The sequence below is a fragment of the Paenibacillus piri genome (genome assembly GCF_004354045.1).
Taxonomy (GTDB): Bacteria; Bacillota; Bacilli; order Paenibacillales; family NBRC-103111; genus Paenibacillus_S; species Paenibacillus_S piri.
This window is the reverse complement of sequence record NZ_SMRT01000008.1, coordinates 272435-285197: the sequence shown is the minus strand read 5'-3', so window position 1 is coordinate 285197 and position 12763 is coordinate 272435. Positions and strand designations below refer to the sequence as shown.

Genomic DNA, 12763 nt, shown 5'->3' with positions numbered 1-12763 from the left:
CTTCGTCCGTTAAAATCGTATCATCCGCCCTGTTGAAAGTCAAGATTGTAGTTATTATTATTTTATAATTATTATAATTAATATTTTTGCGCCTACATAGCAAAGACTCTCCATCGTCCCCGGAGGTTGGATGCAAGAGTCTTCACTAAGCCGATTCTGCTTTTATTACTTTCTTATCGCATTCACGATCAGATCGCCCATTGCGGTTGTTCCGATGGCTGTGCTCTTGTCGACGGCAATGTCGCCCGTGCGGTGGCCCGCATCCAGCACTTCTTTCACCGCGCGCTCGATTGCTTCCGCCGCATCGTGATAGCCGAATGTGAGACGGAACATCAACGCTACGGACAGCACGGTCGCGATCGGATTAGCGACGCCTTGACCTGCAATATCAGGCGCGGAGCCGTGTACCGGCTCGTACAGGCCGAATGCGCCCTCGCCCAAGGAAGCGGAGGACAGCATGCCGATGGAGCCTGTCAGCATAGCCGCTTCATCGCTCAAAATGTCGCCGAACATGTTCTCGGTTACGATAACGTCGAAACTCGAAGGACGGCGAAGCAGCTGCATCGCACAGTTGTCGACCAGCACGTGCTCCAGCTCGACATCCGGGTAGTCCGCGGAAATGCGGATTACCGTTTCTCTCCACAAACGGGATGTTTCCAGCACGTTCGCTTTATCGACGGAAGCCAGCTTCTTGCTGCGCGTGCGGGCGATTTCGAACGCCTGACGGGCGATCCGCTCGATTTCCTGCACATTGTAGACGCAAGTATCGACCGCTTCCTGCCCGTTTGCTCCGTCGCGGCGGAATTTATCGCCGAAGTAGATGCCGCCGGTCAGCTCGCGGACAACGATCAGGTCCGTACCTTCCAGCACTTCCGGCTTCAATGTGGATGCATCCTTCAGACAGTCAAAAATAACGGCAGGACGAATGTTGGAGAACAAGCCCAACGCTTTGCGGATCCCCAGCAGCCCTGTTTCCGGACGAAGCTCCTTCGGATTGCTGTCCCATTTCGGACCGCCTACGGCGCCCAGCAGTACGGCGTCCGCTTTTTTGCAAAGCTCCAATGTATCCTCAGGCAATGGCGTACCCTTCCGGTCGATCGCGATGCCGCCGAACAAACCGTGCTCCGTTTCAAACCGGTAGCCGAACACTTCTTCCGTTTTCTTCAATACTTTCTCTGCTTCTGCGATAACCTCGGGACCGATACCGTCACCGGAGATGACTGCAATTTTTTTAACGTCTGCCATTTTATTCACTCCTACTTTCAAAAATTGTACATTATATCCTTTGTACCATAATTAAACGGTCATGACAAAGATATAAAATCTATGATCTTCATAGGCAAAAGCAATAAATGCCGTATGGCTCTCCGGCACTCCGTTCATTTAACGCCGTGCGCGCATATTATGGTAAGATAAGTATATTCTTTCGAAAGGCGGTGACAGGAATGGATGCAATGCGCTTGCGGAAGCTTAGAATTATGCAGTTTGTGCTGGTTAACCTCTTGCTTCTGACCGCTGCTTTGCTGTTTACCTTTATTATTCACGCGTATTCCTTGGCCGCATTCCAACGTACGATCGGTGTGCTTATCCTTATCCTGGCCGTTTTGAATATCGTCAGCAAAACCGTTCAGTATAACTTGCTTGGCTTATTTCCGCCGATGAGAGAGCTCATGAACTACGAAGCCGAGAAACTCGGACACGAATTTTCCAAAGTCAGATGGACTCAAGTCATCGCACAGTTTCTTGTTGCCGGCCTCATGATTTTTCAATCGTTCCTGCAGCATGTCCCGCCTGCGCCTTTTTCCTTGCGGGAAACGATGATCTTCACCATCCCGATTATTGCGGTCGCGGCCATAGCCACTAATTTAAGCTTGATGTACCACGTTAGAAAAATAGACAGAGGCACCACGGAATCGTTAAAGGGGCATAGCGCCAGATCCATCGCCGTCGGATTCGCAATCGGTATTCCATTGGGGATCGCCATGCTGCTTGTCCCTATTTTTATCGTGCTGCTCATCTCCGACTGAAGCCCCAATATTTTACAAAATGGCTCCTATTAACAGCCAAGTTCGCTAGATTCCATGTTGTTTTATGAGATTTAAAGGATTAAAATAATAGTTATGTAGCAAGCAGGATGTTATTTCAGACTAAAAGGAGCTTGTATGATGAACTATCGATTTTCCGATACGATTGATAGCTTTAAATCCTCGGCGGTACGGGAAATATTAAAACTGACCCAAGGTAAATCTATCATTTCGCTGGCAGGCGGACTGCCGAATGAACAATACTTCCCGATTGACGCCGTCCGGGAAGCTTTTTTGCGTGTGTTCGAAGAAGGCAAGCAGGTGCTTCAGTACGGATTGACGGAAGGCTTTACGCCGCTGCGGCAAAGCATTGCCAAGCATATGGAACGCAAACATATTCATGTCGGCGTCGACGATATGCTGATTACGACAGGGTCCCAGCAAGCTATCGATCTGCTTGCCCGCATCTATATCGATCCGGGCGACGTCATCCTCGTGGAGCGCCCTACTTATCTCGCCGCCATTCAAATATTTCAATCTCATAAAGCGCGTCTCGTTTCGGTTGACGGGGATGCGGACGGCATGAATCTGACCGATCTTGAGCTTAAAATTAAACAATATAATCCGAAAATGATCTATGTGGTCCCTACTTTTTCCAATCCGGCGGGAAAATCCTGGAATCTGGAACGCCGTCAAGGCGCTTTGGATATTTGCAAACGCAATGATGTGCTTATTTTGGAAGACGACCCATATGGAGAGCTTCGTTTTGGCGGCGGGGAAGCGGTGCCGTCGATCTTCTCGCTGGATAAGCATCCTGAAGGCTGCGGCGTCGTTTATACGAGCACTTTCTCCAAAATCGTCGCTCCGGCGCTGCGCACCGGCTGGGCGATCGGCGACGCCGAGGTCATCCGCCAGATGGCGCGCGCCAAGCAGGCAGCCGATCTGCATTCCAGTACGATGGACCAGCAGGCGCTGCATCAGCTATTCGAGCATTTCGACATTTACAGCCATATCGATCTGGTCCGGAGCGAATACGAAATCCGGATGCGCCAAATGACCGACCTGCTGAGCAAGCAAAACTGGCCGGGCATGCGTTGGACCGAGCCGAAAGGCGGCATGTTCATATGGTTGGAGCTTCCGGAGTATATCGATACCGAGCAGCTGCTGAAGCTGGCGGTTGAGGAAGGCGTCGCCTTTGTTCCGGGTATCGGATTCTTTGCCGACGAACCGCAGCGAAATGCGATGCGGCTTAATTTCACCCACACCGACAACGTGCAATTGGTTGAAGGCTTCGCGCGTCTGGATCGTGCGATTCAGAAGGTGCTGCAGCCTGTATAAGCGTCTATTATTCACCCTGCCCGTCCCGAATTCGGGGTCGGGCAGGGTTTTTCTTTACAAGCTGCTCCGCTGCAAAGTTGAACGAGTAAGCCAACCCCCGGGGCCGTTTTATACTGCCGCAGTGTTCCCGGGGGCCTCTGCCGAGCCGAAGGGCCCGTCACTAGATCCAAGCACGGCTAACAATAACTAATAGAATGAACAAAACCAGGATCACTTCTGTGCTGGTATCAAACCCGCCATAGCAAGAACCATAACATGAGCCATAACATGATCCATAGCCTAAGCCGGCTCCGTAACCCATCGTTCCAGCCTCCCTTCATTAGAAACTCCCTATATGCTATGTGGGCGGGCAAAATGTCGCCTGGGCTTTTGAAGGAAATGATATTTGTTCAAAATGAAACGCCCCGGCCCGCTTCACCCGATTTCTCAGGTCGAAGCGTCCGGGGCGTTAATTGCATGCAGCCGGATATTAAATTAACGTAACATTGTCGCGGCTGCTGCGCGCCGGCGATTTGCGCTTTTCGATCAACCGATTGATCGCATCGATATACGCCCTGGCGCTCGCTTCCAAAATATCGGTGCTGACTCCGCGTCCTTGAACGGAGTACTCGCCCTGACGCATTACGACATGCACCTCGCCAAGCGCATCCTTGCCATGGGTTACCGACTTGATCGAATAGTCTTCCAATTCGACCTCTTCATTCGTTACTTTGTCGATCGCCTTGTAAATCGCGTCGACGGAGCCGTTGCCGACTGCGGCCTCTTCCGCCGACCCGCCTTCAATCGTCGTTACGCGAATCGTCGCCGTCGGCACCGATTGATTGCCGTAGGTCAGCTGAATCGTATCGAGCACGAACACTTCCGGTGTCTCAATCAGCTTTTCCTCGATCAAAGCGCGAATGTCTTCATCGGTAACGTTTTTCTTCTTGTCCGCCAAATCCTTGAACTTGGCAAACGCCGCGTTCACCTGCTCGTCGCCAAGCACATAGCCCAGGTCGACCAGCTTCTCGCGGAAAGCGTGGCGTCCGGAGTGCTTGCCCAGCACGAGCTTGCTGTCCTTCAAGCCGATCATTTCCGGCGACATGATTTCATAGGTCGTTTTTTCTTTCAGCATGCCGTCCTGGTGAATGCCGGACTCGTGCGCGAACGCATTGGCGCCGACAATCGCTTTATTGCCCGGAACAGGCATGCCGGTCAGCTTGCTGACCAAGCGGCTTGTGCGCGCAATTTCGCCGAGTACAAGCGACGTTTTCGCCTGGAAGTAATCATGACGCGTTTCCAGCGCCATCACGACTTCTTCCAGCGAGGTGTTGCCTGCGCGTTCGCCGATCCCGTTGATCGTGCCTTCGATTTGGTCGGCGCCGTTCAATACGGCAGCCAGCGCGTTCGCCGTGGCCATGCCCAGATCGTCATGACAATGGGCGCTCAGCTGAATCTTTTCGATACCCGGCACGTTTTCCTTCAATGTTTTGAAGATGTTGCCGAACTCGCTTGGATTCAAGTAGCCTACCGTGTCCGGGATATTAACGACCGTGGCGCCCGCCCGGATCGCCATCGCCGTGACCTCGCACAGGAAGTCCAGCTCGGTACGGCCCGCATCCTCCGGTGAAAATTCAACCTTGTCAAAATATTTTTTCGCGTACCGGATCGCCGCTTCCGCCCGCTCCAGCACCTCATGCTTCTCCATCCGCAGCTTATGCTTGCGGTGGATCGGAGAGGTGGCCAGGAATAGATGGATGCACGGGTCCTGCGCTCCCTGCAGCGCTTCGCGCACCGCTTCGATATCCTGCTCGCGCGAACGCGCCAAGCCGATGATGGAGGCGTTTTTGACCGCGCGCGCGACCGCATTCACACCGGCAAGGTCGCCTGGAGACGCGGCCGGGAAACCGGCTTCGATCCGGTCGATCCCGAGCTTCTCCAGCTGCAGCGCGATCTCTACCTTCTCTTGCATATTCAGATTCACGCCCGGCGACTGCTCGCCGTCTCTCAGCGTGGTATCGAATATGTAGATTTTTCTCATGGGGGTCACCTCCTAAGAGTTTTGCTTTAGCAAAACTTACGTCGTAAGCATATGCTAAAAATTTTCGTGAGAAAATTACTTCGTAAGCTCTCGCTGAGTTTTGCTTTAGCATTGTAAGCTTTATTAAATTTTGGCGATGCTGACTGTTTACGGTGCTAAATGTTCCGCGGCGCTTAAAACGTATAAACGCCTTATCGTTCAATAAGCCTCGCGGCGGCTTCGAAGCAAGCCTGCTTTTAAGCAGAAAAAGGTACGGCTCGAAGATGAGAAACCGGAGGGACACCGCCGCTAACATTTCCCATTGACTTCAAGCCGACCTCGTTTAATTTCTATATTGCCACAAACGTGTTAAATGCATTACTTCTTGATCCAGTGCATCATTTCGCGCAGCTGGGCGCCCACTTGCTCAAGCGGATGCTCGGCTTCCAAACGGCGGGTAGCTGTAAGGAACGCGCGGCCGGATTGGTTTTCCAAGATGAAATCGCGGGCAAATTTGCCTTGCTGGATATCGGACAGCACGCGCTTCATTTCTTGTTTGGTTTCGTCTGTGATGATGCGAGGTCCGGTTACATAGTCACCGTACTCGGCCGTGTTGGAAATCGAATGTCTCATCGTAGCCAGACCGCCTTCATACATCAGGTCGACGATCAGCTTCAATTCGTGCAAGCATTCGAAGTAAGCCATTTCAGGAGCATAGCCCGCTTCAACCAATGTTTCGAAGCCGGCTTTAACAAGAGCGGATGCGCCGCCGCAGAGGACAGCCTGCTCGCCGAACAAGTCGGTTTCCGTTTCTTCGCGGAACGAAGTTTCGATAACGCCCGCGCGTGTGCAGCCGATTCCTTTTGCATAGGCCAAGCCGATTTCTTTCGCTTTGCCGCTTGCATCCTGCTCAACCGCGATAAGTCCGGGAACGCCGAAGCCTTCGACATATACGCGGCGAACCATGTGGCCCGGGGATTTAGGAGCTACCAGGAACACGTCTTTGTCTGCGGACGGAGCGATTTGACCGAAATGAACGTTGAAGCCGTGGGAGAACATGATCGCTGCGCCATGCTTCAGGTTCGGTTCAATTTCGTTTTTGTAGACGCTCGCTTGCGTTTCATCCGGCATCAGCAATTGCACGATATCGGCAAGCTTGGTTGCCTCGGCAACGGAGTATACGTCGAAGCCGTCGTTTTTCGCTTGCTCGAACGATTTGCCTTGACGAAGACCGATGATGACTTTCAACCCGCTGTCGCGCAAGTTTTGCGCTTGAGCGTGGCCTTGGCTTCCGTAACCGATAATAGCGATGGTTTTGCCTTGCAATGCATTAAGATCTGCGTCTTTTTCGTAATAAGTTGTAACTGCCATGGATAATAGCTCCTCCTTTAATTTAAAAACCCTGTGAGTGGGCGATATAACGGACAACCCGCTTTCCTCCGGTACGAACGCGGACATAGGGTGCACGAACCGGCCTATCCCTGAAAGTTACCCGCTGTATCCCCCACTCACCAAGGTACATTTTACTCCAAATTCATCTTTTTAGAAAACTTTATTTATTATCCGATTACGACATTATCGGGTTAAGACCTCCGCCTCTAAGGTGGGCCTTGAATCAGGTCGGGTAGAATCCCCATCTGATTCCCCGATGTTCGGCAAAGCTGAACGAGTTCACTATTTCACCAGCCCGCGGATCATAGCCGTAACCCCGGTTCTCGATATTTCACGAATGCCGTAAGGCTTCAACAGCTCGACCATCGCGTCGATTTTATGGGAATCCCCGACTACCTGCACAATTAATGAAGAAGGACCGATATCGACGACCGCCGCACGAAATGTTTCGACAATTCCCAGCACTTCGGGACGCGCGCTTGGCTCCGCGTTGACCTTGATCAATGCCAGCTCGCGGGCTACCATCGGATTCGAGCTGAGATCGACGACCTTGATGACGTCAATCAGCTTATACAGCTGCTTGGACACCTGCTCTAACGTTTTATCGTCGCCTGTCGTTACAATCACCATCCGGGACAAGCCCGATTCCTCGGACTCGCCCACCGTGATGCTTTCAATATTGAAGCCTCTGCGGCCGAACAAGCCGGATACCCGCTGAAGCACGCCAGGTTGATTGTTTACTAGTACGGATATGGTATGTCTGTGCGTCATTCCGAATCCCCCATTATCATTTCATCTATCGTCGAGCCTTGCGTAACCATCGGATACACGTTCTCGCCTTTGCGGACGAAAAATTCGACGAGTACCGGACCTGGGGTGTCCAGCGCTTCCTGCCATGCGCGGCGGGCTTCCTCTTTATTCGTCGCTCTCAAGCCTTTGACGCCGTACGCTTCGGCCAGCTTCACGAAATCAGGGCTGCCGGCCAGATCGATATGGCTGTACCGGTTGTCATAAATAATTTCCTGCCACTGGCGAACCATTCCCAGCACCTGGTTATTGATAACAACGATTTTGACAGGAATTTTATTGATGGCGCAAATCGCCAGCTCCTGCGAGCACATCTGCATGCCGCCGTCTCCGTTGATCGATACGACCAGCCGGTCCGGATGCGCTACCTGCGCTCCGATCGCGGACGGGAACCCGAAGCCCATCGTGCCCAGGCCGCCGGATGTAATCCAGGAACGCGGGTGGTTAAACTTGTAGTACTGCGCAGCCCACATCTGATGCTGCCCAACGTCCGTCGTTACGATCGCCTCACCCTTGGTCGTTTCGTGAATCATCTCGATCACGTACTGCGGCTTCAGCTCCGTATCCGAATCTTTATAGCGCAGCGGACGGCTCCGCTTGTTCTCCGTTACTTCCTTGATCCATGCTTCCGACCGGGACGGCTTCACCTTCGGCAGCGCCATTTGCAATACCGCCTTGACATCGCCGACGCATGGAATCGTCGCTTCGACGATTTTGCCGATTTCCGCAGGGTCCACGTCAATGTGAACGATTTTCTTCGCCTTAGGCGCGAAGCCGTCGACCTTCATCGTTACGCGGTCGTCGAACCGCGCTCCGATCCCGATCAGCAGGTCGCAATTTTGCAGCGCCTGGTTGGACGCATACGTTCCGTGCATGCCCGGCATGCCCAGCCACAGCTCGTGTGCGCTCGGGAAGCCGCCCAGTCCAAGCAGCGTGGTTGTTACCGGAATGCGGGATTTCTCCACGAATTCCAGCAGCTCTTTGGAGGCGTCCGAGTAAACGACGCCGCCGCCGGCCAATATAACCGGACGCTCCGCCTCGGCAATCGCCTCAAGCATGCGGTCCACCTGCAGCTTGTTCGGTTGAACCGTCGGATGGTAGCCGCGAATTTCAACCTTCTCCGGATAATAGAACGCCGCCTTGGCATTCGAGACATCCTTCGGAATGTCGATAAGCACCGGTCCTTTGCGTCCTGTGGACGCGATATGGAACGCTTCTTTAATGACGCGCGGCAGATCGTTAACGTCGCGCACCAGGTAGCTGTGCTTCGTGATCGGCATTGTAATGCCGGTAATGTCGGCTTCCTGGAAAGCGTCCGTTCCGATCACGCTGGTTGCGACATTGCCCGTAATAACAACAAGCGGTACCGAATCCATGTAAGCCGTAGCAATGCCTGTTACGAGATTCGTTGCCCCCGGACCGGATGTTGCGATACAGACGCCGACCTTGCCGGTTGAGCGCGCATAGCCGTCGGCCGCATGAATCGCGCCCTGCTCGTGACGGGTTAACAAGTGATTAAAATTCGGATTGCCGTGCATGGCATCGTAAATATATAAAACCGCTCCGCCCGGATACCCGAAGACGCAATCCACGTCCTCCAACAGCAAACTGCGCAGCAACATTTCCGACCCTGTAACGACATCCGGCTGAAGCAGTTCTTTGTGCAGCTGTTCTTTTGACTTTTGTGTGGTTTGAACGATCATGAATTTGTCCTCCTCCCGTAAACTAGAAACGCGAAAAACCCCTCTCATCCCAAAACGCGTTATAGCGTCTGAAGGGACGAAAGGGGTTCTAATCTTCCGTGGTACCACCCAGAGTTTGTTAAATGCCTCACAGCAAATAACCTTAGCAGGTACGCGGCCATCATAAAGCCGTTATACCTTCAGCACGGTAACGTGTGCTATTCCGATTTCCCCTAGTAGCTATGCCGTTAAGCATACTTTTCAGGAAAACAGCTCCGAGGTGAGCTCGTACATAAGGGATTAATGGCATTGGTTTCAGCAAATCCTCTGCTCTCTGAACATAAGTGCCCTTATAACTTCGTCCTCATCATTGCCGATTAGGTCTGTTGTACTTTTTCAATATTATATGCCGAATCGGGCCAAGAGTCAAGCGTATTTCCGTGGTACTATGTGGATTCGCAACGATAAGCCGGGGGCGCCTGTTCAAACAGTTAACAAAGATTTTAGCTGTCAAAAACGTAAAATAATCGTACAATAAAAGCTGCTGTTGTTGGCATGATAGGAAATGACTTGTCAAACTGCGGAAATGGAGGGATTGGGGCGCATGCGCATATCGAAAACTGTATGGCTGCTTGGCATACTTGTATTTGCCGCGGAAATCGCCTTCGGCTATTGGATGGCCCATGTGAACCATTTCGTCGCTGTCGATGCCTTCAGCAGAGTAGCCAATGCTTATTATGTCGGCTACAGCCGGGATCCGCATTTGGCGGCCATCGGATTCGTCTGGAATCCGCTGCCCAGTCTTCTGATGCTGCCTATTCTGGTAGCTCAGCCGCTCTATCCCGCGTTGGCCTCGTCAGCCATTGCCGGGGTCATCCTGTCAGGCTTTTTTACCTCGGCGACCGTTGTGATGCTGTGTCACCATTTTATCAAGCGGGGAATGCCGCTGCTGTTCAGTTTATTGATCTGCCTGTTGTACGGCTTAAACCCGTTTATATTTTTATACGGTTCAAACGGAATGAGCGAGAGCGTGTTTATCTTCTTTCTTGTTTGGATTGTCATCACCGTCGCAGACTGGCTGGAGAAGGGCAAAATAAACAGCCTCATCGGGGCGTCCTTTGCATTGGCGCTCGCCTTTCTTACCCGCTACGAAGCCGTAGCATTCGGCGCTTGTCTGGCGCTCGGTTTTATTTTGCTGATTTGGAAACAATACAAGCAAAATCCGCATAAGTCGAAGTACAGGGAGCTCTACAACAAGATCGAAGCGACGGAAATTGTGCTGCTGACTCCCGCTTTTTTTACCGGCATCCTCTGGATTTTCCTGAATTATTCGATTATGGGCGACCCGCTCTATTTTTTACGTTCCAGCTATTCCAACCTCGGGCAAGCCGCGCAGCTTGTGAACAACGCCACTTTCAGCCCGCTAATGGGTCATCCTGTCGAAGCGGCTTTATATATTTCCGAACGAATCGCTTGTTTTCTCCCCCCTCTCGGGCTTATCATCGTTATGCGTTTATGGCGCCGAAGCTTGTTCAAGACGGAATTTGCAGTCATTCTATTGCTAATCGCTTCGATTCCGGCCATGCAGTTTCTCATGCTCATCAAAGGCTCCTCATACGGATGGCTGAGATTTTTCGTCTACCCGCTGCCGCTTGTCATGGCGTGGCTCCCTTATGAGCTGCAAAAACAGAAGCAATCCCGCGGTTATCGGACAAGCTGCTTAATGGCTCTGGCCGTGTTGGTCGGATGCGGCATATTTACCTGGAATGTCATGCAAAATAAATCGCTGTCCCCGGAAGAATATGACGCAATACATTATCAGCAGAGCAAGGCGCTTCCTCTTGCCATGGAAATTGCCGCCGATTTGGACAGACGGGCCGAGCAAAACGACCGGCAAAAAGTGCTGATGGATGCGTTCAATGCTTTTTACGTCATCCTAAACAGCAAACGCCCCTATAATCTCGTCATAACGAGCGACAGAGATTTCGAGCAATCGCTCAGACACCCGGAGCAATACAACATTACGCATATCCTTGTGCCGGACCCTAACGGCATTGCCAGTTTAAACGCCGTAAACCAAAGGTACCCCGGGTTTTACGATCACGGAGCCTCCTGGGCCGCGCTCGAGAAGGATTACGGCGGCGGATGGAAATTGTACCGCGTCATTCCGCAGTCCGAAACCGAGGACAAACGTCTTCTCAGTCCTTAGGGACGAGCGCGTTTGTCAAGGTTGTGCGAAGCCCAGACAGGAGGCTCGTTATAGCTTTTCCGATACCGTTTCGCCTTTACGAAAGACGATCCATTTGCTTAAGACATAATTGGCAATAATGACGAACGCGCTGGATACCACTTTTATTACGACGTCGTTATAGTGCAGCAAATCGATAAATACGTACATGATCAGCATATCCATGATGCCCGAGGCGATTCTGCAGCCGACAAATACCGCGAACTCCTTACTTACGGATGCGATATCGCTTGTTTCGCTTTTTTGGAAGACAAACCACTTGTTCGTGGCAAACGCAAATATAACCGCGGCGATCCATGCAATGCCGTTGCTGATCATATAGTCCATGTGCAAAAGCTTCGCACACAGCAAATAGCAGGCGAAATTAATAACGACCGTCAGCACGCCGAATACAAGATACGCGGCCATTTGTTTATATTTATGCATACCATTCCCTCACGTGCCCAAGTACAGATTCCAAATAGGTCAGCGGTTCCGAATCGTGGCGTCTCTTCATCTCGATCGAGATAAACCCTGTGTAGCCTGTTTCGCGAAGCTCCCGGCCCACAGCGGCGTGAACGCCTTGCGAAACGGGGATGTCAAGAAACGGCTCGCTTATATGAACATGGGAAATATAGCCTGCAGCCGCAGCGATTACGCTTAAGTTCTCTTTATTTCCAATGATCGTCCCCGTATCGAGATGCAGTCTGAAGCCTTCGCAACCCACATGCTTCACTAATTCCAATGCTTCGGCAGTGGAATTGATAAAATTGGTGCCGTAGCTTTCCGGCACAGCTTCGATACAAAAGGCCGTGTGATAAGCTTCGGCCATTTCCCCCGCCTGCCGGAAAAAGTCCGCGGCGATTTCAAACGCTTCGCGATTGTCGATACCGGAGTAGCTTCGATTCTTCGGCAATCCGAACACCATGCTTCGGATGCCCAGCATTTCAGCCAGCACAGCCCGCTTCTCAAGCGCAGCCAACATCTCCCGCCGCGAAGACTCGTCATGAAACAGCTGCAAGCTTTCTTCCCGGTATAAAAGGGATTGCATGGCGGTCAATTCGATACCGTAACGGTTCAATTGTTGTTTGAAATGCGCGTAATCCGAATGCCCCTGCCCATAAGGGTTGTCCCATACCCGTGTCGGAGCGATTTCAAGCCCCTCGTACCCGTTGGAGCGCATGAGCCGATAAACGGACTCGTCATCTTTGGCTTCCCATGCAATATTCGATATGCAGAATTTCAGTTCAATCACCCGTCTCTCGCATATTTGATGGCTGTGGCAGCTCTCCTG

Annotated in this window: 10 protein-coding genes; 3 read left to right on the top strand and 7 right to left on the bottom strand. The window is 52.0% G+C overall.

The features are described 5' to 3' along the window. Window positions 1-165: 165 nt before the first annotated feature. Complete coding sequence (gene leuB / locus E1757_RS18355; RefSeq protein ID WP_133230689.1) at window positions 166-1245, bottom strand: 3-isopropylmalate dehydrogenase; 1080 nt, start codon at window positions 1243-1245, stop codon at window positions 166-168. A 200-nt stretch (window positions 1246-1445) separates the two neighbouring features. On the opposite strand from leuB, the gene E1757_RS18350 reads away from it, so the two are divergent. Both E1757_RS18350 and E1757_RS18345 read left to right on the top strand, forming a co-directional pair. Beyond that, window positions 1446-2027, top strand: coding sequence for a hypothetical protein (locus E1757_RS18350; RefSeq protein WP_133230687.1), 582 nt, complete (start codon window positions 1446-1448; stop codon window positions 2025-2027). Window positions 2028-2165: 138 nt separating this feature from the next. After that, a complete protein-coding gene (locus E1757_RS18345; protein ID WP_133230685.1) occupies window positions 2166-3362 on the top strand; it encodes an aminotransferase-like domain-containing protein in 1197 nt (398 codons plus the stop codon). A gap of 469 nt (window positions 3363-3831) precedes the next feature. On the opposite strand, the gene E1757_RS18340 is transcribed toward E1757_RS18345, so the two are convergent. The 4 genes from E1757_RS18340 to ilvB form a co-directional block, all read right to left on the bottom strand. Then, window positions 3832-5382 (bottom strand): 2-isopropylmalate synthase, encoded by a 1551-nt coding sequence (locus E1757_RS18340; RefSeq protein ID WP_133230683.1) that lies wholly within the window; start codon window positions 5380-5382, stop codon window positions 3832-3834. A 357-nt stretch (window positions 5383-5739) separates the two neighbouring features. After that, window positions 5740-6732 (bottom strand): ketol-acid reductoisomerase, encoded by a 993-nt coding sequence (gene ilvC, locus E1757_RS18335; RefSeq protein WP_133230681.1) that lies wholly within the window; start codon window positions 6730-6732, stop codon window positions 5740-5742. Window positions 6733-7035: 303 nt separating this feature from the next. Continuing rightward, on the bottom strand, window positions 7036-7524 hold the full coding sequence (ilvN, locus tag E1757_RS18330; protein ID WP_133230679.1) for an acetolactate synthase small subunit: 489 nt from the start codon (window positions 7522-7524) through the stop codon (window positions 7036-7038). Further along, window positions 7521-9263, bottom strand: a complete 1743-nt coding sequence (gene ilvB, locus E1757_RS18325) for a biosynthetic-type acetolactate synthase large subunit (protein ID WP_133230677.1) — start codon at window positions 9261-9263, stop codon at window positions 7521-7523. Before ilvB ends, ilvN begins: the two co-directional genes overlap by 4 nt. A gap of 583 nt (window positions 9264-9846) precedes the next feature. Here ilvB and E1757_RS18320 point away from each other — a divergent pair. Then, window positions 9847-11451 (top strand): glycosyltransferase family 39 protein, encoded by a 1605-nt coding sequence (locus E1757_RS18320; RefSeq protein WP_165972175.1) that lies wholly within the window; start codon window positions 9847-9849, stop codon window positions 11449-11451. A gap of 48 nt (window positions 11452-11499) precedes the next feature. On the opposite strand, the gene E1757_RS18315 is transcribed toward E1757_RS18320, so the two are convergent. Together E1757_RS18315 and E1757_RS18310 are read right to left on the bottom strand one after the other, a co-directional pair. Beyond that, the gene (locus E1757_RS18315) at window positions 11500-11916 is read right to left on the bottom strand and encodes a GtrA family protein (protein WP_133230673.1); all 417 of its coding nucleotides are present in this window, start codon (window positions 11914-11916) and stop codon (window positions 11500-11502) included. Continuing rightward, window positions 11909-12724: a sugar phosphate isomerase/epimerase family protein gene (locus E1757_RS18310; protein WP_133230671.1), complete on the bottom strand. Its 816-nt coding sequence runs from the start codon at window positions 12722-12724 to the stop codon at window positions 11909-11911. The genes E1757_RS18315 and E1757_RS18310 overlap by 8 nt, the downstream gene beginning before the upstream one ends. Window positions 12725-12763: the final 39 nt, after the last annotated feature.

What these genes read in the sequence shown, in the direction of transcription:
- leuB (WP_133230689.1), bottom strand. Translation starts at nt 1,245, where the DNA reads ATGGCAGACGTTAAAAAAATTGCAGTCATCTCCGGTGACGGTATCGGT.
- E1757_RS18350 (WP_133230687.1), top strand. Translation starts at nt 1,446, where the DNA reads ATGGATGCAATGCGCTTGCGGAAGCTTAGAATTATGCAGTTTGTGCTG.
- E1757_RS18345 (WP_133230685.1), top strand. Translation starts at nt 2,166, where the DNA reads ATGAACTATCGATTTTCCGATACGATTGATAGCTTTAAATCCTCGGCG.
- E1757_RS18340 (WP_133230683.1), bottom strand. Translation starts at nt 5,382, where the DNA reads ATGAGAAAAATCTACATATTCGATACCACGCTGAGAGACGGCGAGCAG.
- ilvC (WP_133230681.1), bottom strand. Translation starts at nt 6,732, where the DNA reads ATGGCAGTTACAACTTATTACGAAAAAGACGCAGATCTTAATGCATTG.
- ilvN (WP_133230679.1), bottom strand. Translation starts at nt 7,524, where the DNA reads ATGACGCACAGACATACCATATCCGTACTAGTAAACAATCAACCTGGC.
- ilvB (WP_133230677.1), bottom strand. Translation starts at nt 9,263, where the DNA reads ATGATCGTTCAAACCACACAAAAGTCAAAAGAACAGCTGCACAAAGAA.
- E1757_RS18320 (WP_165972175.1), top strand. Translation starts at nt 9,847, where the DNA reads ATGCGCATATCGAAAACTGTATGGCTGCTTGGCATACTTGTATTTGCC.
- E1757_RS18315 (WP_133230673.1), bottom strand. Translation starts at nt 11,916, where the DNA reads ATGCATAAATATAAACAAATGGCCGCGTATCTTGTATTCGGCGTGCTG.